This is a genomic window from Alsobacter sp. SYSU BS001988 (assembly GCF_054796215.1).
Genome location: NZ_JBTAMK010000009.1, coordinates 1 through 21,881 on the forward strand (window position 1 = coordinate 1; position 21,881 = coordinate 21,881).

A 21,881-nucleotide genomic window follows, 5' to 3' on the forward strand; every position below is an offset into this window, starting at 1 on the left:
CGGACCGCAGATGATGCCAGCCTGAGGACGAAGGCGGTCCTCGTCCTGCGCCGCCCGCGTATCCCCGCCGGCCGCGAGGCGACTTTTTCAACGACATCCGCCAGGAGCGGAACTAGGTCGCGTCCCAAGAAGCGGACGTTGCAGATGGGCGGTTTAGCCCCATACGCCGGCCGCACCGGCTCGGCGACCCGTACCGGACGTTGCCACCACACCGGTGAAGTCCACCTCTAGGACCGCCGCAACGATGGACTTATGGACACCCCATGAAGGCCGGTGCGAAGCGCAATGATCCCGACCAGGCTGAACAGGAAAGCACCGATAAAGGCGCGATCGCATTCTGCGATGTCCGATCCTCGACGAGCATCTGCGCCGCGCGGGGGGTGGTGGTCGTTGCGCCGCCAATAACCGGAACCAAGCGTGGCGCTCGCGGGGAATTCCCTTGTCGCCGTTCGTCACGGCGCTCAAGCTCGACCTGCCGGAGTAATTGCGATCCCGCCTCGCCGGCACAAGCAGCGAACGCACACCGCCTATGATCCGGGGGCGAGCAAAAGGCACCTGATTCCCCGGACGCTGTAGTTGAAACCGCCCGGGCTCGAGCGAACGTCGGGACAGGCCCAGGCGCGGCCGTCGGGGCTGGCGGCGCCCAGCACGTTAGTGAGCGGGACCGTATACCGCCGGTCGGCGATGGTGACCTCAAGTTCACCGTCGCGCATCGCCGAGACCGCTTCAGTCGGGATGGGGCGGCAATCGTTTGCGCCGCAGCACAGGGCGCCGCCGCCATTCCGGACGCCCTCCAGCCAGTCGTTGGAGGGGTTTCCGTCGGCCATAGTGTCGTGGGCGCCCGCCGGGACTCCGAACAGGAATACAGCGATCGCCAAGACGAAGCGGAAAGACTCGGAGCTGGTCATTGTGTTCCTCCATGGGTTGAGCTCGGAGGATGAACCGGGTGCGTCTGCAGCCCGTCTCGCGGCCGTCACCGCCGCGTCTTGGCTTCGTCAACCTGCCCGTTCTTCAAAAGACGGAGTAGACTGCGCCAGCCTCGGTGCTGAAAATGCGTATCGCTCTGCAGCTACTCGGAAGATTTCGCGTGCTCGATGCGAGCGGACGCGTGGCGGCGCTTCCTGATCGTGCACGATTTCTGATTGCGTTCCTGGCTCTGCAACCAACTCCCGTCCCGCGCCAAGGGGTGGCGATGCTCCTGCGCGACTGTGACGAGAGCGAACAACGCAAAACCCTCAGGCAAGCCATCTATCGCGTGCGCAGATCGCTCGGCGAGGGCGTTGTTCTAGAAGACGAACACGGAGATCTGTTCATTTGTGACGCCCTCATCGAAACGGACGCCCTCGAATTTCAGCGCTTGGCCGCAGGCGACCCCGACGCAAAGATGCGGGCGCTCGCCCTATATCGCGGACCGTTCCTGGATGGTGAGCCGTCCTTGTCTCCTGAAGCGGAGAGCTGGCTGGTCGCGCAAAGACGCGACCTCCAGGAGAGGGCGCTACGCGCAGCCTTGGACATCTGCGCAAACGACCTCGCACGAGGCGATTTCGCCGTCGGACTGGCTCATTCAAGGCGCGCGCTTGAACTCGATCCTCTCTGCGAAGAGGCCCATCGGACGGTGGTGCTATGCCTCAACGGGCAGGGCGAACGCGCCAGCGCGCTCCGCCATCTCGAACGGGCTAAGCGGCAGCTCCGTCATGAACTCGGCGTCGATGTCGACCCAGAGACTGCGGCCTTGGCGGAAGCTTTGGCCAGCCGGCCAACCGTGGCCTCCCCGCGCGCGGAGCGTTCGTCGATACGGGCGAGATCGGCGGCCCCGACCGAAAGCCGCTGGGTCGGCGGGGCCGCGGCACTTGCTGTGCTGGCCCTGAGCGCCGTCGCCTTGTTCTCGGCCGGGCCCTTTCGCCAACGCCCTTCTATCTCGTCAGCAGCCCCATCGGTGGCGGTCCTACCGTTCACGGTCGCGCAAGGCGAGGCGATGGACAAGGAAGAGGGCGAGTCGCTTGCCGCTGAGCTCGCCTCGATCTTGGCGTCCTATCCCGGTCTGAGCCTGGTTGTTGGGCGCCATGCGGTAGGACCGACGGCCATTGCTGTGGGCGAGAGTCGGGATGCGCCCTCTCAATACGTTGCGACCGGCGAACTTCGCCGAACCGGCGACGACCTGCGCGTCCGCGCGCAGCTCGCCGACACACGAACAGGCGTCTCCGTCTGGTCCGGCGAATTTACGAGCTCGAGTGGAGGATCATCCTTGCTGCGGGCTCGTATCGCGGAGAGCATCAACGAGACGCTGGTCGGGTTCACGGGCGTCATCGAGAAGGAGGAACAGCGGCAGGCCTGGCGAAAGCCTGACGGGGATCTCCTCGAGCACGACTACGCCCGCCGCGGCGAGCAGCTCCTAATGCGGTTCGATCCTCATTCGCACGCGGCGGCGCGCGAAATCTGGCGAAAGGGCCTCGACCGCTATCCGGATTCGTTGCGCCTTCGGCTCGATCTCGCATTCAGCTACCGTGCCGCAGTCGAGGCCGGTTACGGCAGCAACCCGGCAGCCGATCTGGCCGAAGCCTGCCGGCTCGGGGGCGAGGTCGCTCGGGCGCCGCGCAAGACGCGGGTCGAAGACTGGCTGAGCCACTGGTTAGAGGCCAAGCTGGCCCAATGGTGCCGGGGGGATTTCGGGCGCTCAATCCTGGAAGCGGAGGCGGCTCACGCAATGGCGCCCCACAATTCACGGGCGCAGGCGGATTTGGCGGAGCTGTTGGCCAACGCTGGGCGCGTCGATAAGGCGGCGGCTTGGCTCAAGAGCGCAATCGATCGGGACCCGGCGCCCCGAGATTGGTATTTCCGGAACTTGGCGTGGGTCTACTATCTGCAAGGCCAAGACGCCTTGGCTCTCGAGACCTTGCGGCGACAACGCGATATGCGGCCGAGCGCCCTCCTTGCGGTCCTTTATGGGCGGCTCGGTCAGCGCGACGAGGCCCAGCAGACGCTCTCGAATGCGCCCGCGATCCAAACTACGCCCAGTTTTATCCAGGAAATCCGGCGCCCTCTTTCTCCCATCCTAAAACCGACCTGGGCGCGAGACCTCAACGCGATTGGTGTCATGCACGATTGAGAGCTTGGACGGCCCAGCGGAGGGACTTGGAGCGGGCGACCGCGCCCAACCGGTTGGCCAGCGTTTTGTCTGTTCCGCCCTTCCAACCTCGCTCAGATTCGAATATCGTATGTAACCCACTTCGTTCGTTCCGCGACTCGGTCGTATAGGCCTCTGGCGCGATAGTTGTTCTCAGCCGTGATCCATCGGATTACGGATTACAGACCAGCCGCGAGCTCGGCCTTCCGCCGTGACTGCAGCGACCAGGGCTTCTGCCGCTCCCGACCCGCAGCGCTCCGGGATCCACAAAAAAGGTCATCGAGAAATCCTCCGGTTGAAGCTGACAGTGGGCGGGCGAAAGCGCGGAAATGGGCGAGGCCGATGAGCTGGCCCGCGTACTCCGCCATCAACGCCTGAACCACGTGGGCCTGGTCGTGGATCCAACTCCACACGCGATTCCGCATGGCTTCATCTTGCTCGACTCCGTAAAACGCGTCGTAGCCAGCGTAGAGCCGCGCCCAAGCATCTCCATCCGCTGTAACCGGCGGCCTAATCCTGATCTCCTGCTTCATTTCTGCATTCCCCATAGTCAAGAGCCTGACATCGACTAGTCCGAGAGTCACACAATGGCTAAGCCGCGGATCACGTCACGAGCCACGTTGTTCTGCGCGGCGATGTCCTTCCTTCGCCCGCCGGTGGGTCGCAAGCATGCGCCCAGCCCTGCGCAACCCACAGAAGCTCGCCCGCCCACAGCGCCGGCCTCCGTTCGAAGGCGCTGTAAACCAAAATCCGGCGTTTTCGCGAAGTCGTCTTCGCTGATCCGAAGCTCGACATCAAGGCAGCCCGCAGGATGCTCGAAACAATGGCGGAGGCAAAAGCGCACCTGCAAGAGACTACGCACGTCGGCGGCGCCGCGCGCTAGCTTGGCGCCTGGACCATGAAGGCCGGGCACACTCGACATGCGGTGGACGACACGGAAGAAGGTCACGATTGAGCGGGTAGCCGGCTACCACGAAGCCGGTCACGCTGTGCCTGTCCCCCCGGTCATTGCGTTGTCATGCCCGTCAGCCTGTCCGCGTACGGTGCGGGAGACACCTGCGTTTCCCCGAGCGAGATGAAGCTCAAGCCGCAGATTCGCCTGGCTGGCGGCGAGTTCCTGCCGCGAACCTAGCACGCCGAAAAGCAGAAGCGTCAAACGTCCGCTCAGGGGCAAGAGCGGTCGCGGTGTAATTCTGCTTTGCGCCAGGGATAAAGGGCACGACTGCCTCATCGCGACACTCACCGCCGAAGGCGTGGACGTCGAATCTCTTAATGCCATCCGCCGTTGGCAGCGTTCAATGTCTCGGACAACGTCTACATCGGCGCTTTCGGCTGCCGTACTGATCAGGCCACCTGAGCGACAACTTGGGTGACGTTGCACGCTCGACAAATCGGGTGCCACATCGTAGCGGGGAGCAAAGGGTAGGAGGTCTAATTGGCCCCCCAGGAGCACACGGACGTAGTGGAGCATCCCTCCCTGAGCACAAGGCATGAAAACTTCGACGTTCAGCGTGCGGCTGCCGGACAGACAATATCTGAGAAGGCTGTAGTGCCGAGCACGTAATCAAGATCACCGAAGAGCTGCTGGAAATTTGTTTAATCCTGCCCGATTGGACGCGCGCCATCTCCTGCGTCTGGAGGCGATCCTTCTGACGGTGATAAAGATCACGCGTCGTCACTTGGCTCGGTGGCCGGCGCACTTGAATCAAGTTGTAGGCCGGAGACATCGGGGTACTTGGATTTGATTGCGATCATATCTTGGGCGAGCTCGTATCTAATCCAATTGTAGATTTCACACAGCACCGTGCGCCTGTCGCTCTGTCCGAGGACAAGCTGACATTGACGCCCGGTGCGGATCACTGATTTGGATGCGGGCACCAGCGTGCCCTGAGCCAGGAGGAGAGACACGGTATTGAGCCACCCCAAGGCGATCCCTTGGCCCACAAGCGCTGCCTGTACGACGAGCGAGTAGTCGGCCAGGGCGAACTGCTCAACGCTGAATGGCTCCCCTGCGCGGGAGACGATGCTTGACCAGTCTGGCTGAGCGTCGCTCAACGTGATCATCCGGGGCAATGGATCCAACCCGATCGCGTCAGCGCGGTCCGTCGAAACGAAATTAGGTGCGCAAACGGGTAAGAGCAGTTCCTCCATCAGCGGAAGCACCTCCTCGCCGCCGGGCTCGTAATCATAGCGCATCGCTAGGTCGACCCCGTCCACCGGCCCCCGCATTGCGCCCGACATGAGCTGAAACTGGATCTCCTCGCCCGGGAACCGCTCGTGAAAGGCCGCGAGGCGAGGCATGAACCAGTGGGTCGCGAATGCGGATGACACGGAGAGCACGATGGGCCTTCGGCCGGTTCTCCGCGATTGGGTGAGCCGCGTCAGCGACCGTTCGATCTCGCTGAAGCCCTTGGTCACGGCCGCAAACAGGTCAGAACCCTCCGTCGTCAGTTCCGCGCCGGTAGGCTTGCGCAGGAACAGCTTGACCCCGAGATAGTCCTCCAGCCTACCGATGGTCCGACTCACCGCCGGTCCTGTGACGCCAAGCTCCTCCGCTGCACGAGCGAACGTGCCGCACCGAACGGCCGCCTCGAAGGCGAGGAGACCGTTTAGGGACGGAAGCAGCCGACGAAGTTTCGACATTACAGAATGTAACCCCCCGCTGAGAATTTGTCGGATTGCTGGCGCCGGGTCCACCGGCCAGTATGTGTTGCACACGCTGTCGTCGCGGCGGCCCACCGGAGTGTCGTAGAATGACTTTCGCAGACTTCAAGGTTTTGACCTTCGACATCGTCGGAACGTGCATTGATTTCGAAAAAGGCATCCTGGATGCGTTCCGCGCCATTGGCGGCGCTGCTGCGCAACGGCTCAGCGACGAGGAGATCTTCGCTCCCTACCTTGTCGGGCGTGAGAAGCTGCCCGGCCGATCGAGCGTCGTCATGAGGGACGTCTACCTTCATGCCGCCAGGGAACTCGGCCTGCCGCACGACGATGCTGCGGGAGACGCCTTCATGCGGCGCTTCTTCCAATACCCGGCCTTTCCGGATTCGGCCGAAGCGCTGCGAAGGCTGCGTCGCCGGTTCCGCCTGGTCGCCATGACGAACTTCGACCGCGTCGCTTACAGCGCCTGCGCGAACACCCTCGGGCTGCCATTTCACGACAGCGTCACGGTCGACGACGCCCAGTATCCGAAGCCCGACCCGCGCTTTTTCTCCTATAACTTGGGTCGCCAGTCCGCCTTCGGCTACAGGCAGGAAGACATCCTCCATGTGGCCCAGAGCCAGCACCATGACATCGGGGTCGCTCGCGAGCTCGGGTACAAGGTCTGCTGGATCGAGCGCCGTCAGGGCATGAAGGGGTTCGGCGGGACGCCGGAACCCAAGGCCGTGACCAAGCCAGACTTCCATTTCTCCAGCCTCGGCGAACTGGCCGACGCCGTCGAACGAGAGTTCGCCCGCTGAAGCGCCGATGGGTCCGCCGCTGATGAACAGCCTGAACCTCCCGGCTTCGCTCTGGCGAGAGACAGCGGAGCCGGGAGTAGCCTCCACCCCGCTGGCCGGCGAACAGGACGCCGACGTGGCGATTGTGGGGGCCGGGTATTCCGGCCTGTCGGCGGCGTTACGCGCGGTCGAACGGGGGCTGCGGCCGGCGGTGCTTGAAGCCAGCGAAGTCGGGTTCGGAGCCTCCGGCCGCAATGGCGGCGTCGTCTCGACCAAGTACAGGGTCTCACTGGTCGACATGGCGCGCCGGCACGGTGTGAAGACGGCGCGCCAAATGAGTCGGCTGGGGCACGAGGCGATGGATTGCGTGGCCGGCTATGTCGCCGACCTGGAAATTCGCGCCGCCGCTTTCGCCCAAACCGGGAATCTCAGGTGCGCCCACAACGCGCGCGCGCTGGAGCGGCTCGTCGCCGAGGCCGAGACGGCGCGCGGCGCCCTGGGCGACGAGAGCCTGAACGTGCTCAGCGCGGGAGCGATCGCGGAAGAGACCGGGACCGATGCCTTTGTCGGGGGCGTCCTCAACCGGCATGCGGGCGTGATCCATCCCCTGAACTACGCCCGCGGGCTCGCAAGGAGCGTTGTGCAAAAAGGCGGCGCGATCTTCGAGCGTTCCCCCGTGCTCGCCATCAGGCCGCACGGGGACACGTTCGAGCTGGAAACCTGCGGCGGGCGCCTGCGCGCGCCGAGGATGGTGATCGCCACCAACGCCTACTCGACCGTAACTGGCGCCACGGGGGCTGTGCGAGGCGCGGTCATCCCGTTCCGCAGCGCGATGGTGGCCACGGAGCCGCTTCCACCGAGCCTGTTCGAGACGCTGCTTCCGCACGGACGCAGCTATAGCGAGACCCGCCGCATGATGCGGTGGTTCCGTCGGGTCGACGACCGCGTACTCTTCGGCGGTCGCGGTGCGTTCGGCAAGGCGGACTCCGCTTCTGCTTTCGCAGCTCTTGAAACGGCCATGAAGCGCATCTTTCCCCAGCTCGCGGACAAGGCCGTCACTCATCGCTGGTCCGGCCTGGTTGCAATGACTCTCGACAGCTTGCCGCAGATCGGCCGCCTCAACGACCGAGCGGCGTTCTGCGTCGGCTACAATGGCACGGGCATCGCCATGGCCAGCCTGCTGGGACGACATGCGCTTGATCTCGCATTTGGGGATGAACCTGACCTGGGGCTGATGCGTCGTCCGCGGCCTGAGAACATCCCGTTCTCCTTCCTCCGTGAACCGGCCGTCCGGAGCGTCGCGGGCTGGTACCAGATCCTGGACCAGCTGGGGTACTAACGCGCCCCGCCCGCGGCTTGCTCCGGAAATCGGCTTACCGGACCCGCCGCGCCCCGCAAAATGCGATGTGCCACTAACGGTATACGCGCGAAGTTCGATGGGGCGCAGAAGTCGGGCTGATGTCGTAGCTCATGGGCGCCGGCATCACCGTCGCTCGGCGGCCGCGTGCTCGCGGCCGTTGACCGGGAAGGGGCGCCTGGAAGTGCCGAACTGGCCGGCGCCTTGGGGGCCGAGCGCGGGGCCTGTATCAGGCCTGGGCTTCCGGCCCGAGCCGCTGGGCCGCCACAATATCGAGTGCGGCGGCCAGGAGCCGCTGCGACGCCTCGCGGGTCATGTAGGCGGCGTGGGACGTGAGGGTCACGTTGGGCAGAGTCGTCAGCGGATGCCCGGCGGGAAGCGGCTCGACGTCAAACACGTCGAGGCCCGCGTGGCGCAGCCGACCGGACCGCAGCGCGTCGATCAACGCGGCTTCGTCCACCAGCGCTCCGCGGGCTGTATTGATCAGGATCGCCTCGGGCTTCATCAGCCCGAGGCGCCTCGCATCGAGGAAGCGCCGCGTCTCGGGCGTGAGCGCGAGGTGCAGCGAAACGACGTCCGACGTCGCCAGTAGCTCGACCATGCTCGCGGCCGAGCAGGGCAGGGCAGGGTCGACGCCGCTCCGGCTCCACGCGAGCGCCGTCATGCCGAAGCCGGCGGCGATGCGCACCATCTCCCGCCCGATGCCGCCAAGGCCGATGACGCCCAGCGTCTTGCCGCTGAGCTCGACGCCTTCACGCGGTCCCCATTCGCCCGCCCGGAGCCGCCGGTCCATGGCGGCCACGTCCCGGGCGCAGGCCATCAGCAGCGCGAAGGCGTGCTCCGCCACGGCCCGGTCGCCATATCCGGTGACGCGATGCACGGCGACGCCGACCCGTTCGGCCGCCGCGAGGTCGATGTAACTGCCGGGGCCGCTGCCCAGAAACACAATCGAGCGCAGCCGCGGCGCCTCGGCGAGGAGCTCCGCGTCCATGGCGGTGTGGCCGTTGATCACGAGCTCCGCGTCCCGCAACATCGTGGCGAGTTGAGACCGGTCGGGATCCCCGACGAAGACGTCCATCTTGGCCGCCTCTTGTGGGTGATCGCCCAGCAGCTCGCGCATCAGCGTCGTGCAATCAATGTAGCGGACAATAGTCATGCTGCTTCGCCTTCAATCCTTACTGAAAAAGCAGCGCCGCCGCAGGCGACCTCCACCCTCATTCTCTCCCCGAAGGGGGCAGAGAGGAGCGCCTGCTGCCAGCCATGACCACCGTCACAGCGCCCGGCAGAGCCGCATGGCGTCCAGCACGGCGGCATGGACATTGCGGCTCGCCACGGCGTCGCCGATGCGGTGCAGCTCGATGCGCGCCTCCGGGCGAAGGTGCAGGGGCTGCGGCTGGAGCGCCAGCAGCGCTTCGATGTCGGTGACGCCGTCATTGGCCGAGTGGGGCTTTAGCGCGTGGTAGAGATCGTCCGCCGGGCGGGTGCCGTGCTCCACCAGGATCTGGTCGGCCTCGCGCTCCATCAGCTGCTCTGAGGCGAGATTGCGGAACGTCGCCGCGATGCGGTTGCCACGGCGCTCGACCTTGACGATCTCGTGGTCGAAGGTCATCGGCACGCCGAGTTCGTAGATGCGCTTCTTCCAGATCACCCGCTCCGCGTAAGTGAGCTCCTGCGAGATTTGGGCGTCGATGGATACGAACTGGACCTTGCGGCCCTCCTGGGCGGCGAGTTCGGCGGCCTGCGGGCCCGGGTGTCGGCCAGTGCCGTCATAGACCAGGACCTCTGCGGCGAGGGGCGTCGCGCCGCCGATTACGTCCCAGACGCTGGTGCAGTGCTCGGCGCCGTCGATCCAGTCGATGTCAGGCACGCCGCCGGTCGCGACGATCACAGCGTCGGGGCTTTCGGCCAGCACGTCCTCGACCTCGGCGTAGCGGTTGAGCTCCACCCGGACGCCGAGGCGCCGGATCTCCTCGGCGCGCCAGCCCACGATGCCGATCAGGTCGCGCCGCCAGCTGGCGCGCTCGCCCAGCAGCAGCTGTCCGCCGAGCTTGGCGCCCGCTTCCAGCAGCACGACCTCGTGCCCGCGCTCGGCCGACACCCGCGCGGCTTCCAGGCCGGCCGGTCCGCCGCCCACCACCACGACCTTGCGGCCGGCCCGGTCCGAGCGCGCGATGGCGTGCGGCAGGTCCTTCTCGCGCCCGGAGGAGGGATTGTGCAGGCAATGCGGCCGAAACGGCGACTGGCAATGCGTCGCGCCCACGCAGGGGCGGATGCGGTCTTCCTCGCCGGCCTCGATCTTGCGCACGATGTGCGGGTCTGCGATGTGCGCGCGCGTCATCGCCACCATATCGAGCAGGCCCTCGCGGATGGCGTGGCGCGCCGTCGCGATGTCGGAGATGCGCGCCGCGTGGAACACCGGCAGCCCGACCTCGCGCTTGAAGGCTCCCACCTGCTGCAGCCACGGCGCGATGGGGGACGCCATGCCGGGCATGTTGGCCACCGCCAGCGCCCGCTCGGTGTCCATGCGACCGTAGATCGCGTTGAAGAAGTCGAGCATCCCGGTGCGCTCGAACACATGCGCGACCTTGATGGCGTCGCCCATGGAGAGGCCCGTCTCGCCCTCGTCGATGACATAGCGCATGCCCACGATGTAGTCGTCGCCGACCTCGCGCCGGATCGCCTCGAACACTTCGAGGCCGAAGCGGCAGCGGTTCTCCAGCGAGCCGCCATAGCCGTCTGTGCGGTGGTTCGTGGAGGGAGACAGGAACTGGCCGATCAGGTGGCCCCCGGCCAGCGTTTCGACACCGTCGAGGCCCCCCTCCTTGCAGCGTCGCACGGCCGCTGCATAGGCCTGCACGACGCGTTTGATGTCGTGCTCGTCCATCTCCTTGGGGAAGCTGCGATGCAGCGTCTCGCGCATGGCGGTGGGGGCGATGGTGGGCAGCCATTTGTCCGCATAGGGCTCGCCGCGCCGGCCCAGATGCGTGATCTGCACCATCAGGGCCGCCCCGTGGACGTGCATGCGCTCGGAAAACTGCTGCAGCCAGGGTATGATGTCGTCCGTGCCGACATTGAGCTGGCGGAAGATGTTGGGGCTGTCGGGCGCCACGTTGGACGATCCGCCGAACATGCTCAGCGCGATGCCGCCCTTGGCCTTTTCCTCGTGGTAGAGCTGGTACCGTTCCTTGGGCATGCCGCCTTCCTCCATTCCGGAGGCGTGGCTGGTGCTCATGACTCGGTTCTTCAGCACCAGGTTCTTGATGCGAAGAGGTTGCAGCAGGGGGTCGCGCGCGGCGGCGGCCGGCGCGAGGATCGCTTCAGCGAACGACATGAGATGCGCTCCGATAGGGGTTTGGGCGGGTCAGCCTTGGCCGGTGGTAGCCGGTGCGGCCGTGTTCGATCGTGGTGGTGGAATGCCGAGAAGCTGCGCTTCGCGCTCGAATGTCGCGTCGACGATTCGCGCGCAAAGCGCAGGCGCACCGGCGTTCAGCGCCGCGATGGCCGCCTCGGTGGGGCCGCCCGGCGTGGCTGTGCGGGCGACCACGTCCTCGAAGCGCGCGCCTTCGTCCAGCAGCGCCGCGAGCGCGCCGACGGATTCAGTCATCACGGCCCGAAGCTCGGCGGGATCGAGCGCCCGGGCCCGGCCGGCGTTCGCCTCCAGGAAGGAGCCGCAGAACCCGGCCAGGATGGCGGGCGCACAACCGGCGAGATTGGAGGCGATGCGGCCATCCGCCGGGTCGGTCAGCACCGGCCGGCAGAAGCGGGCCAGCAGCGCGCGCACGCGCTCAACCTGTCCGGCCGTAGCGCGCGGCCCCGGCGTCAGCAGGCAGACGCCGCGACCGGCTGCATGGGCGGGCGAGGGGATAATCTTGATGACGGGCTGCGCGCACCAGCGCCCGAGATCCTCCAGCGAAACGCCATTGGTGACGCTGACCAGGATCGCGTCCGGCCGCATTCGCGTCGCAAAGCTCTCGACCGCCTCGCGGTAGGCGCCGGACGGCAGGCACAGCACCACGAGGTCGGCGGTCGAAGCGAGCTCTTCAGCGTCGACTGCCCGGGCCATCGGCCAGTTCGCCACGCTCGCGGCCACGCGCGCCGGGTCCCGGCCGGTGGCCAGGACTGCGGTATCTGTAGCGAACCGGCCGAGCGCCGTCAGCAACACGGTCCCGATACGGCCGAGACCGACAAGGCCGACACTGAGCAAAGGAGGAGCGGATAATCCGGTCGCCATGGCTCAGGCCTTCATCGCGGCGGGCGCGGGTGCGGCGGCAGCGGCGGCCGGAACCGGGTTGAAGCACGCAAAAGCATGCGTGGGTTCGCCAAGGCGCGGCCGCTCCACGAGGCATTGCGGCAGCCGTCGGGCGCAGCGCGGAGCGTAGTGGCAGGCCCGCGCCGGGTCCGGAATGACGAGGCCCGCCTCGTCGGCGTCGCTGGCCACGGGCGCCCGGTCATGCTGGCGCGCCCGCAACAGGCTTAGCGTATAGGGATGCTTCGGGTCCTCGAAGATGGACTCCGTCGGCCCCTGCTCGACGATTCGGCCGAAATACATCACCGCGATCCGATCGCAGAGGAACCGCGCCACGCCGAGGTCATGGGTGATGAACACGAGCCCGACGCCCGTTTCACGGTTCATGCGCTTCAGCAGATTGAGCACCTGCGCGCGCACCGAGACGTCGAGCTTTGACACCGCCTCATCGGCAACGATGAAGCGCGGCCGCACGCTGATGGCGCGCGCGATGGCGACGCGCTGCAGCTGCCCGCCCGAGAGCTCGTGCGGGTAGCGCCTGGCGTGGTCCGGCGTCAGCCCCACGCGGGTGAGGAGAGACGCGACCTCGTCCGGGATCTGCTGTTTCGGCACGATGGCGTGAAGCGCGAGCGGCAGGGCCAGCGAACTGCCCAGCGTGAAACGCGGGTTGAAGGACGAGAGCGGGTCCTGGAACACCATCTGCAGATCGCGCCGGAGCGGCTTCCAGACGCTCGGCGAAGCCGCCGCAAGGTCGGTCCCGCGATAATGGATGGCGCCGGACGTGGGCCGGTGGACGCCCAGCATGGTCTTGCCCAGCGTCGTCTTGCCGCTGCCTGACTCGCCCACGAGCCCGACGATCTGGCCCGGCGCGACGTCCAGGCTGACGCCGTCGAGCGCCCGGAACACCTTGTCCTGCCCGAAGCCCGAGCGCGTGCGGAAATCCAGCACGATATCGCACAGCTGCATGGTCGGCCCAGGCTGGCCGGGGAGGGCGGTCGGCTCAGTCCCCATGGAGGAGGCACCTCGCCTGGTGGTCGGGGCCAACGGCCCGCATCTGCGGGTGGATGGTCCGGCATTGCGGCATCGATTTGGGGCAACGGCCCGCGAAGGCGCAGCCCTCGTCCGGGATGGCGCCGCCCGGCTCGCCGGCGAGCTCGAACAGGTATTCCTGCCGCTGCTCCAGCGAGATCGAGGTCTGCAGCAGGCAGGCCGCATACGGATGTTGCGGGTTGCGCAGCACCGCGTCCGCCGGGCCGATCTCGACGATCTCGCCGGCGTACATCACCGCGATGCGGTCGCAGATGTCCTCAGCGATGGCGAGGTCGTGCGTGACGAACAGCACCGAGGCCTTGAGGCGGCGCTGATGCACCCGGATCAGCTCCAGGATCTGGCGCTCGACGAGGTTGTCGAGATTGGTGGTCGGCTCGTCGGCGATGATCAGCGCGGGCCGCAGCGCGATCACCATGGCGATGAGGGCGCGTTGCAGCATGCCGCCGCTGAGCTGGTGCGGGTAGGACGACAGCACGCGCTCGGGCGCCCGGATGCCCACGTCCTGCAGCAGGCTCTCGGCCTCGGCTTGCCAGGATTTTCTGTCCGTCTCGGAGCGGCGCGCGATGGCGTGCTCCAGGTGCCACCCGATCGTCTTCGCGGGATTGAAAGACCCCACCGGGTCCTGGAAAATCATCGCCAGCTGCACGCCGCGAAGGCGCCGGAACGCCTCCTCGTCGAGATTCGACAGCTCTTCGCCGCGAAACCGGATGGCTTCGGCCTCGATCGCCGCATGGTCCGGCAAGAGCCGCAGCAACGACAGGCCGGTCACGGTCTTGCCGGAGCCGGACTCGCCGATCAGCCCGAGCACTTCCTCGTCGCCGATCGTGAAGCTGACGCCGCGAACCGCCTTCACGCGGCGTTCGCCGACCGCAAAGGAGGTGCGCAGGTTCATGACTTCGAGCAGGGGCGCGGACGCGTTCACAGTCGGGCCCTCAGCTTGGGATCCATGAGGTCGCGCACGCCGTCGCTCAGCAGGTTCAGCCCTAGTAGCGCCACCGAAATGGCGACCCCGGAGAGCGTCAGCACCCAGGGCGCGCGGCCGAAATATTCGCGGCCGTCAGCCATGATCGAGCCGAGCGATGGGTTGGGCGGCTGCACGCCGAGGCCGAGGAAGCTCAGGCCCGCCTCGATCACGATGCCGAACGCGACGGCGAGCGCGACCTGCACGAAGACGGGGGCGGCGATGTTGGGCAGGATCTCGCGCGTGATGATGCTCCAGGTCGACTGGCCCATCAGCGAGGCTGCCTGCACCCAGGGCTCGTCCTTCACCAGCACGGCCATGTTGCGGGACAGCCGTGCGAAAATCGGCGCGTAGATGAGCGCGATCGCGACCGCGATGTTCACCACCCCGAAGCCGAGCACCACCATGAGGAAGAGCGCCAGCACGAAGCTCGGGAACGAGAACAGCAGGTCGGAGACCCGCATGAGAATGGCCTGCCACCAGCCGCCGAAATAGGCGGCCATGAGACCCGCGGTCGTGCCGATCAGCGCGCCCGCCAGCACGCCGCATACGCTGACGGTGAGCGACACGCGCGCGCCGTAGAGGATGCGGGTGAGGACGTCGCGGCCGAACGAGTCGGTGCCGAACGGATGGGCGCCGCTGGGTGGGTCGAGCAGCGCCATAAAGTCGGCGTCGGTCGGCGAGTAGGGCGACAGCCATGGGCCGACGATCACGCCCGCCAGCACGATCGCGGTGATGATCGCGCCCACGAGGGCGAGGCGATTGGCGATGATGGCTTTCATGGCGCCCCCTCAGGCCTGTCTGGGGTTGAGGGCGGCGCAGACGAGGTCGACCACGAAGTTCACCAGCAGCACGCTGAGCAGGAAGGTGAGGGCGCAGGCTTGCACGAGCGGGTAGTCGCGCCCGAACGCCGCGTCGACCATCAGCGCCCCCACGCCCGGGATGCCGAAAATGCGCTCCACAACCACGGTGCCGCCAAGCAGGTAGCGCACCTGCAGGCCGATCACCGTCACATAGGGAATCAGCGCGTTTCGCAGCACGAAGTGGATGAACACGAAGGCGTCTCGATAGCCCAGCGAGCGGGCGACGCGGACGTGGTCGCGGTACAGCGTCTCCAGCAGAGCCGTGCGCAGGATGCGGGTGAAAGCCGCCGCCATCGGGGCGGCGATCGCCAGCGCCGGCAGGAAACCGCTATAGAGCGCGCCCGTAAAGGAGTCGGCCGGAGGCGTGAAGCCGTAGGATGGGAAGATCCCGAGCCCCAGCGCCAGCGAGTAGACCAGCACATAGGACAGCCAGAAATCCGGCATCGAGATGCCGAGCACCGCCAGGGAGGTCGCGGCCGTGTCGGTGAACTTGCCATGCCGCAGCGCCGAGAGCGTGCCGGCGAAAAGCGATACCGCCACGGCGATGATCAGCGCATAGAAACCGATGAACAGGGTGTTGGGCAGCCGCGATCCGATGAGGCCCATGATGGGCCGCCCGCCCGCCACCGTCATGGACTGGCCGAAGTCGCCCATCACGGCGCCGGACAGCCAGCGCCAGTACTGGACGACCAGCGGGTCGTCCAGCATCCATTTTTTGTGGAAGGCCGCGATGGCCTCCGGGGTGGCCTGGTCGCCCAGCACCGAGATGGCCGGGTCGCCCTGGCCGGCGCGCATGACGAAGAACACCGTCGCGGAGCCGAGCAGGGCCAGCAAGGCGACGCCGCCGAGCCTGCTCGAGACCCGGCCGACGCTGATCGCGCGCGCCATGTCAGTCAGCCTACCGTCATCTTCGCGAACTGGTCCGCGAAGTTGGAATAAGGGAGCTGCGTGAAGCCCTTTACGTTCGGGCGCACGAGGTTGTGCACGTTCGAACAGAAGCAGGGCAGCACCGGCATGTCCTCGACCGCCAGCATGTCGGCCTCGCGGTAGACCTGCCGTCGCTTGGCCGGATCCATTTCGCCCCGGGCCTTCTCGAGCAGGGCGTCCATCTTCGGGCTGCTGTATCCCTGGATGTTGCGGAAACCCTTGGAGCCCAGGATCTCGCCCAGATACTCGTCGGCGTCCACGAGGCCGAGCCAGCCGAACACCAGCGCGTCATAGTCGCCGACCTTGGCCTTCGCGAAGGCGGCGTTGAACTCCATGGCCTGCAGCTGGAACTTGGTCCCCAGCGTCTGGTTGACCATGCCGACCATGATCTCGCCGGTCCGGCGCCACCAGTTGGAGCCCCAGATGATCACGGTGGCTTCCGTGCCGGCGCCATACTTGGACTTGGCCAACTCTGCCTTGGCCTTTTCGGGATTGAAAGTCGTGTATTCTGACGTGAAGCCCTTGCCTTCCGGCCACAGCGAGGGCGGCAGCACGCCCGGAATGGCGACGCCCTCGCCGAAGATCGCGGCCTTCACGAGCACGTTGCGGTCGAACGCCATCGAGACGGCGCGACGGAAATGAACGTCGTCGAAGGGCGCCTTCTTCACGTTCAGGGCGAAATAGCGGGTGTTGAGGCCCGGCTGCTTGAGCACGGTGACTTCGGCGGTGCGCTTCTCCAGCCCGGGCACGTCGGCGAAGGGCGCCGTGCTGGTGAGGTCGATCTGGTTGCCCAGGATCGCCGTCATACCGCTCGACTCCTCGGCGATGAACGGGATCTTGACCGTGCGGATGGCCGGCTTGCCGCCGAAATAGCCGTCGAACGCCACGAGATCAACGCTCTCGTTCGACTTCCAGTCCTTCACCATATAGGCGCCGGTGCCCACCGGCTTGCGGCCGAAACCGTCGGCGCCTGCCGCCTCGACGGCCTTCTTGGACACGATCTGCGTGCCCGTGCGGGTGTTGGTGAGGTAGTTCAGCAGCGGCGCGTAGGGCGTCTTTGTCGTGATGCGGACCGTGTTGGGATCCACCACCGTGATCGCCGAGATAGCCGTCACCTTGCCGCGGTTGGGCGAGGCGAGCTTTTCGTCCATGAGGCGCTCGATCGAGAACTTCACGTCCTCGGCCGTCATCTCACCGCCGTCGTGGAACTTCACTCCCTTGCGCAGCTTGAACTCGGTCGTGGTCGGGTCCACCACCGTGTAGCTCTCGGCGAGGTCGGGGACGATCTCCATCTTCTCATTGAATTTCAGCAAAGCGTTAAAGACGCCGTAGATGATGAAGAATTCCGGAACGAGGCTGGCCTTGGCGGGGTCGAGCGTGTTGATGACGTTGAAGCCCGAGATGCCGGCGCGCAGCTCATCGGCCGCGAAGGCTGCGGAGCTCATCCAGGGTAGCCCGGCCAGCGCGGCCGCGCCGGTCCCGATCTTCAGCGCCGCTCTGCGGCTTATGGTGTGCTCGTTCATCAGTCCCTCCACAAGAAGGCGTCCGGCGTCAGGTCGCCGGCGCCTCGCTCCATGCACCGATCATCCGGGTTCCCGGCCGGAAGATCGCGTCCGCTTCGGCCCGGTAGGCGGCGATCTCGCGCCGCGTCCGGTCCTCGTCCCAACCCAGCAGGGCGCCGGCGTCAGCCGCCGTCTTCGCCACGACGGCGTCGTCGAAAGGATCGCTCCAGGCCACGCCGGTGCGCCGGAACATCACGTCCGCGAGAGTCTCGGCATAGGCCAAGGCGTCGGCTGCGCTTGACGCCTCGGATGAGGCGCCGGCTCGCATAGGTTTTCGCGTAGGTTGCAACTTGTGCGCCAGCGCGGCAACGACCTCGCGGCCGGCGGAGCGATGGGTCATCACCGGGCCAGCCGTCATCGCGATGGCGTTCGGCAGCCCGTCCTGGCTGAGGTCGTGCAGAACGCGCGAGCGGTTGCCGAAGGGGACCGCCTCATCATAGGTCAGGGGCCGAACGCCCGCCCAGGTGAAGCGCACGTCGGCGCGCGTCAGGCGCAGCGCCGGCAGGAGCCGGTTGGCCTCGGTCAGCAGGCCGTCGCATTCCTCTTCGGTCACGAACACCCGGTCGGGGTCATCGCGGTATTGGGTCTCGGTCGGGCCGAAATAGTGTAGATGCTTCCACGGGATGCAGTAGAACGGTTCGTCGCGGCTGTTGAGGGTGGCGATGCCCAGGCCACGGCATTCGTCCGGCAGCTTGACCACAATGTGGCAGCCCTTCGTGCCGAAGATCTTGCGCTCAGCCTGCGGCGCCGCGCCCTTGAGCAAGCCGTCCATCCAGACGCCCGCCATGACGACCACCGACTTCGCCCGCACGGTCACGGGCGCGGCCTGGTCGCGCATGTCGGTGAGCTCCACCGTCCAGGTCCCGTCCGCATCCGGGCGCGACAGGGCGGCACAGGTGTAGTTGCGCGCCGTGGCGCCTGCCCGCTCGGCGTCCGCGAGTGCGTCGACGCAGATGCGCTCGGGCCAGTCGAACTGGTACTCGCGGAAGCGGGCGACGCCGGCGAGCCGGTCCTGGTCCCGCAAGCCGCCAATTAGCGGCATCCGGGCGACCTCGGCGGGCGAGAGCCGCTCATAGTCGAGCGGCAGGTCCTTCGGCCCGAGCCCGCGCAGGAGCCGGAACGCGAGATCGACCTGCCACCCTTTGTAGGGACCGTCGCGGTAGATCGGGAAGTGCAGCTTCATGGCGACCGCCCGCGTGGGGCTCGCCTGCACGAACTCGCTGCGCGCCTCCATGGCGAGCTTCGCCATCCTGAGGGCCACCCGGAACCGGCCGGGGTGGCGAATAAAGTCCAGGATGGAGCGGCCGGGGGCGAGGTAGCGCAGTCCGCAATGCAGCAACCGGCTCGAGCGCGACGATGCGCCGGAGCCGAAGTCGCCCTTGTCGACGACGAGGACGCTGTAGCCGGCCTGGGCGAGTTCGCGCGCCGCGCTGGCCCCGTTGACGCCCCCGCCGACCACGACGGCGTCGAAGTCGGCTCCCTCGAGAGCAGTGAGCGGGGCGCGCGGCATGGTGCTAGGCCCGTGTCCGGCGATATTGCGGGATGAAGTTGGCGGAACGCACGGGGCTCGCACTCCAAAGCGTGACCCCTGCAGTGTGACGGCTTTCCGTATGCCGTCAAATACATCCAGATGCGTCGTGTATGCGTTTTGGTTATAGGCCCTTGCGGTCAAGCATCCGCTCGACCTCGGCCAGGGTTTCGCGCCGGCGCTGCCGGAGGATCCCGGCGAAATCTCGCCCGGTGCGCGACATGGGCCTGTGCGTCGGGTGCAGCATGCCGATGCGCATCTCCAGAGCGGGCTCGAAGCGCACCGGCACGATCTGGCGGTCGGCGAAGTCGAGCGCCGTGAAGGGATCGATGAAGCCGACGCCGAGCCCGTAGGAGACGAAGGTGGCCACGCCCGCGATGACCTGCGTGTCCAGAACGAGCTCGCGCCGCACGCCCTCCTTGTCGAACAGGCGGTCCATCAGGATGCGCCCGACCGTGTTGCGGGTCTGCGAGATGAAGCGCTCACCCTCCAGGTCGCGCGGGCCGACGACGCGGCGGGACGCCAGCCGATGGCCGGCGGGCACGCCCAGGAGGTAGTTGAACCGGGCGAACTCCTCCACGTCGATGCCGGTGCGCTGGAACGTCCCGGGCTCCAGCGGATATTCGGCGAAGCCGAGATCGATCTGCTGGGCCGCGGCCCATTCCTCGATCTTTGGGGACATCTGCACGTTCAGCGAGATGCGGGTGCGCGGATGGGCATCGTTGAAGGCGCGGATCGCCTTGGGCAGGAATCCCAGCGCCATCAGCGGAAAGGCGGCGAGGTTGAGGCTGCCGGCTTCGGCCGACTTGATCTCGCGCGCCAGCTCCCGGATCTTGTCGACCGATACGAAGGTGCGCTCGACCTCCTCGTGCAGCAGCAGCGCCTCGGGCGTGGGCGCGAGCCGCCCGGAGGAGCGGTCGAACAAGGTGAGCTCGAGCGAGGCCTCGAGCTGGACGATGAGCCGGCTGACCGCCGGCTGCGACACGTCAAGCAGTTCCGCTGCCCCTGTGGTGGAGCGCGCGATCATCACCGCCCTGAAGGCCTCGAGCTGTCGGATGTTCACGGCCGTTGCGGATCCGGTGGGGCGCGAGGCGCATTCTGTCGTTCCTATACGAGGTGACCTCCATCATGGAAGCCGGAACCGCGGCGGCGGCAGGCTGGCGCTGAACGCCTCGGCGGCCCGCTGGCCTGTCGGTTGGGCTGCCGAAACATTGGATCGGCACGAAGAGCCGCGGCGCGAAGGGACGGAACGCCACGCCGGAGCCGGCCCGGATGCACGCCGTCACGGAGCCCGGGCTCCACCATGGCGGAGACGGTCCGGCCCAGGCTGACGTCGATCTGCGCGTTGGCGCGCAATTGAGGGTTCATTCGTCAAAACCGGTGAGGGCCGCACGACGGGAATTCGTTAACCGAACGTTTGCACTGCAGACCTGTGCGGCTTGCCCCGGGTGCGGGCCAGACTTGAACACTGGCCCGCAAGCGAAGGCCCTCGCGCGGACAATCACGTGGCTTGATGGCTTGCTCGACAGAATCACACCGAAGTGTTACACAGGCTGGCCTCCTGGCGACAGCAAGCCATTGATATTTCTGGCGTTTAAAAGGAGAAGGGACAATCCTCTCTTGGGCGCCAACACTGTCAATACGTGTTGGTGCGCTGCCCCGGCAAGAGAGGCCAATCGCGCTCGTCGCGGCCAGAAGGAGCCCCTGGTCATGAGATGTGCTCCATCGTGGTCGAGACGGAGTTCATCGCGGCTGTTTCCATGGCGAGACGCCGGGAAAGGCGGTTGAGGGTCAGGCCGTCGGGACGGTTCCGCCGTCGATGACGTATTCGGTCCCGGTGATCGTCGCTGCCCGATCGGACGCCAGGAAGGCGATGAGGTTGGCGACCTCCTCGGGCCGCGAGGGCCGCCCGATCGGAATGCCGCCGATCGAGTCCATGATGATCTTCTTGCCGCCTTCCAGATCCGTGCCGGCCTCCTGCGCGAGGCGCGCGGCCAGGTGGTTGGAAGATTCCGTGAAGATCCAGCCCGCCGCGACGCGCACGACCCGCACAAGGCCCTCGTCAGCATGGCCCGCGAACGAGGCGTCGCGGCCCCGGCGGAAGCGGGTTAGACAAAAGAATCCCAGCGCGGTCGGGGGAGCATTGCGGCGTCTGCCCGCGCTGAGTTCAGGCCCGCCCACTTGCGCTACCTCGAGGAGCGCGTCGCCATAGTCCTAGCGGCAGGCGCCAAGCCTACTGAGGATGGGGAGGCCGGTGATGGCAGCTTCTACCTGGTCGATGTTCCCAATGCGGAAGAGGCGCGTCGCTTCCACGACGGCGATCCCTATGTCTCCGCTGGCCTGGTCACATCCTGCACGTTCAAACGTGTTCGCACCGGGTTTTCGACCGGCGCAGGGTGGCTTGAGAGCGCGATCAGTGAGCGAACGCCCCGCACGTAAGGTCACTCGCACGACCTTGGCCGAGCAGGCCTACAAGATCATCAAGGGACGCATCCTCGACCGTGACCTTCCCCCGGGCGCGCGCCTCAACATCGACGCCCTTGTCCGTGACCTCGGCGTCAGCTCGTCGCCGCTTCAAGAGGCTTTGGCCAAGCTCCAGGCCGAACGGCTTGTCGTATTCGAACTCTACAGCGGCTACTCGGTCGCGCCCGAACCGTCCCTCAGCTACCTTCGCGATCTCGTCGACTGCAGGATCCTGCAAGAGGGCCGCGGCACGGGCTCTATCCGCCGCCCGCGTTTATCAGCTTCCGGTAAGCCCGTTTTACCGGAAGGTTGAGACCAAGGCCGCAACCCGTCCGCATTGCCGCAGCACGATACAGATTG

At 66.6% G+C, this 21,881-nt stretch carries 17 protein-coding genes and 1 pseudogene; 5 read left to right on the top strand and 13 right to left on the bottom strand.

Going from position 1 to position 21,881, the window contains the following annotated elements:
* Positions 1-527: 527 nt before the first annotated feature.
* Positions 528-908 (bottom strand): hypothetical protein, encoded by a 381-nt coding sequence (locus ACYVO7_RS16515; RefSeq protein WP_460450904.1) that lies wholly within the window; start codon positions 906-908, stop codon positions 528-530.
* Between the two features lie 143 nt (positions 909-1,051).
* On the opposite strand from ACYVO7_RS16515, the gene ACYVO7_RS16520 reads away from it, so the two are divergent.
* Complete coding sequence (locus ACYVO7_RS16520) at positions 1,052-3,106, top strand: BTAD domain-containing putative transcriptional regulator (RefSeq protein ID WP_460450905.1); 2,055 nt, start codon at positions 1,052-1,054, stop codon at positions 3,104-3,106.
* 1,683 nt (positions 3,107-4,789) lie between these two features.
* Here ACYVO7_RS16520 and ACYVO7_RS16525 read toward each other — a convergent pair.
* Positions 4,790-5,767, bottom strand: coding sequence for a LysR family transcriptional regulator (locus ACYVO7_RS16525; RefSeq protein ID WP_460450906.1), 978 nt, complete (start codon positions 5,765-5,767; stop codon positions 4,790-4,792).
* A gap of 110 nt (positions 5,768-5,877) precedes the next feature.
* On the opposite strand from ACYVO7_RS16525, the gene ACYVO7_RS16530 reads away from it, so the two are divergent.
* Complete coding sequence (locus tag ACYVO7_RS16530; protein ID WP_460450907.1) at positions 5,878-6,585, top strand: HAD-IA family hydrolase; 708 nt, start codon at positions 5,878-5,880, stop codon at positions 6,583-6,585.
* A gap of 22 nt (positions 6,586-6,607) precedes the next feature.
* Complete coding sequence (locus tag ACYVO7_RS16535) at positions 6,608-7,903, top strand: NAD(P)/FAD-dependent oxidoreductase (protein WP_460451054.1); 1,296 nt, start codon at positions 6,608-6,610, stop codon at positions 7,901-7,903.
* A 247-nt stretch (positions 7,904-8,150) separates the two neighbouring features.
* Here the strand turns inward: ACYVO7_RS16535 and ACYVO7_RS16540 are convergent, their stop codons facing one another.
* The 11 genes and pseudogenes from ACYVO7_RS16540 to ACYVO7_RS16590 form a co-directional block, all read right to left on the bottom strand.
* Entirely contained in the window at positions 8,151-9,077 is a 927-nt protein-coding gene (locus ACYVO7_RS16540; RefSeq protein WP_460450908.1) for a 2-hydroxyacid dehydrogenase, read from the bottom strand.
* A gap of 114 nt (positions 9,078-9,191) precedes the next feature.
* Entirely contained in the window at positions 9,192-11,252 is a 2,061-nt protein-coding gene (locus tag ACYVO7_RS16545) for an oxidoreductase (RefSeq protein ID WP_460450909.1), read from the bottom strand.
* Positions 11,253-11,282: 30 nt separating this feature from the next.
* Positions 11,283-12,152 (bottom strand): pyrroline-5-carboxylate reductase family protein, encoded by an 870-nt coding sequence (locus ACYVO7_RS16550; protein WP_460450910.1) that lies wholly within the window; start codon positions 12,150-12,152, stop codon positions 11,283-11,285.
* A gap of 3 nt (positions 12,153-12,155) precedes the next feature.
* Complete coding sequence (locus ACYVO7_RS16555) at positions 12,156-13,133, bottom strand: oligopeptide/dipeptide ABC transporter ATP-binding protein (RefSeq protein WP_460450911.1); 978 nt, start codon at positions 13,131-13,133, stop codon at positions 12,156-12,158.
* Positions 13,134-13,167: 34 nt separating this feature from the next.
* Positions 13,168-14,139 (bottom strand): ABC transporter ATP-binding protein, encoded by a 972-nt coding sequence (locus tag ACYVO7_RS16560; RefSeq protein ID WP_460450912.1) that lies wholly within the window; start codon positions 14,137-14,139, stop codon positions 13,168-13,170.
* Positions 14,136-14,960, bottom strand: a complete 825-nt coding sequence (locus tag ACYVO7_RS16565) for an ABC transporter permease (protein ID WP_460450913.1) — start codon at positions 14,958-14,960, stop codon at positions 14,136-14,138. Before ACYVO7_RS16565 ends, ACYVO7_RS16560 begins: the two co-directional genes overlap by 4 nt.
* Positions 14,961-14,969: 9 nt before the next feature.
* Complete coding sequence (locus ACYVO7_RS16570) at positions 14,970-15,929, bottom strand: ABC transporter permease (RefSeq protein ID WP_460450914.1); 960 nt, start codon at positions 15,927-15,929, stop codon at positions 14,970-14,972.
* Positions 15,930-15,934: 5 nt separating this feature from the next.
* A complete protein-coding gene (locus ACYVO7_RS16575; RefSeq protein WP_460450915.1) occupies positions 15,935-17,491 on the bottom strand; it encodes an ABC transporter substrate-binding protein in 1,557 nt (518 codons plus the stop codon).
* Positions 17,492-17,519: 28 nt separating this feature from the next.
* A complete protein-coding gene (locus ACYVO7_RS16580) occupies positions 17,520-19,040 on the bottom strand; it encodes an FAD-dependent oxidoreductase (protein ID WP_460450916.1) in 1,521 nt (506 codons plus the stop codon).
* Positions 19,041-19,182: 142 nt separating this feature from the next.
* Positions 19,183-20,121, bottom strand: coding sequence for a LysR substrate-binding domain-containing protein (locus tag ACYVO7_RS16585; RefSeq protein ID WP_460450917.1), 939 nt, complete (start codon positions 20,119-20,121; stop codon positions 19,183-19,185).
* Between the two features lie 728 nt (positions 20,122-20,849).
* Positions 20,850-21,110: pseudogene (locus ACYVO7_RS16590) on the bottom strand (SDR family oxidoreductase); the annotation flags it as partial.
* A gap of 90 nt (positions 21,111-21,200) precedes the next feature.
* Here ACYVO7_RS16590 and ACYVO7_RS16595 point away from each other — a divergent pair.
* Positions 21,201-21,497, top strand: a complete 297-nt coding sequence (locus tag ACYVO7_RS16595) for a YciI family protein (protein WP_460451055.1) — start codon at positions 21,201-21,203, stop codon at positions 21,495-21,497.
* Positions 21,475-21,834, top strand: a complete 360-nt coding sequence (locus tag ACYVO7_RS16600) for a GntR family transcriptional regulator (RefSeq protein ID WP_460450918.1) — start codon at positions 21,475-21,477, stop codon at positions 21,832-21,834. The genes ACYVO7_RS16595 and ACYVO7_RS16600 overlap by 23 nt, the downstream gene beginning before the upstream one ends.
* The last annotated feature ends 47 nt before the right edge of the window (positions 21,835-21,881 follow it).

Coding starts and splice junctions, on each gene's coding strand:
- ACYVO7_RS16515 (WP_460450904.1), bottom strand. CDS start 908: ATGACCAGCTCCGAGTCTTTCCGCTTCGTCTTGGCGATCGCTGTATTC.
- ACYVO7_RS16520 (WP_460450905.1), top strand. CDS start 1,052: ATGCGTATCGCTCTGCAGCTACTCGGAAGATTTCGCGTGCTCGATGCG.
- ACYVO7_RS16525 (WP_460450906.1), bottom strand. CDS start 5,767: ATGTCGAAACTTCGTCGGCTGCTTCCGTCCCTAAACGGTCTCCTCGCC.
- ACYVO7_RS16530 (WP_460450907.1), top strand. CDS start 5,878: ATGACTTTCGCAGACTTCAAGGTTTTGACCTTCGACATCGTCGGAACG.
- ACYVO7_RS16535 (WP_460451054.1), top strand. CDS start 6,608: ATGAACAGCCTGAACCTCCCGGCTTCGCTCTGGCGAGAGACAGCGGAG.
- ACYVO7_RS16540 (WP_460450908.1), bottom strand. CDS start 9,077: ATGACTATTGTCCGCTACATTGATTGCACGACGCTGATGCGCGAGCTG.
- ACYVO7_RS16545 (WP_460450909.1), bottom strand. CDS start 11,252: ATGTCGTTCGCTGAAGCGATCCTCGCGCCGGCCGCCGCCGCGCGCGAC.
- ACYVO7_RS16550 (WP_460450910.1), bottom strand. CDS start 12,152: ATGGCGACCGGATTATCCGCTCCTCCTTTGCTCAGTGTCGGCCTTGTC.
- ACYVO7_RS16555 (WP_460450911.1), bottom strand. CDS start 13,133: ATGCAGCTGTGCGATATCGTGCTGGATTTCCGCACGCGCTCGGGCTTC.
- ACYVO7_RS16565 (WP_460450913.1), bottom strand. CDS start 14,960: ATGAAAGCCATCATCGCCAATCGCCTCGCCCTCGTGGGCGCGATCATC.
- ACYVO7_RS16570 (WP_460450914.1), bottom strand. CDS start 15,929: ATGGCGCGCGCGATCAGCGTCGGCCGGGTCTCGAGCAGGCTCGGCGGC.
- ACYVO7_RS16575 (WP_460450915.1), bottom strand. CDS start 17,491: ATGAACGAGCACACCATAAGCCGCAGAGCGGCGCTGAAGATCGGGACC.
- ACYVO7_RS16580 (WP_460450916.1), bottom strand. CDS start 19,040: ATGCCGCGCGCCCCGCTCACTGCTCTCGAGGGAGCCGACTTCGACGCC.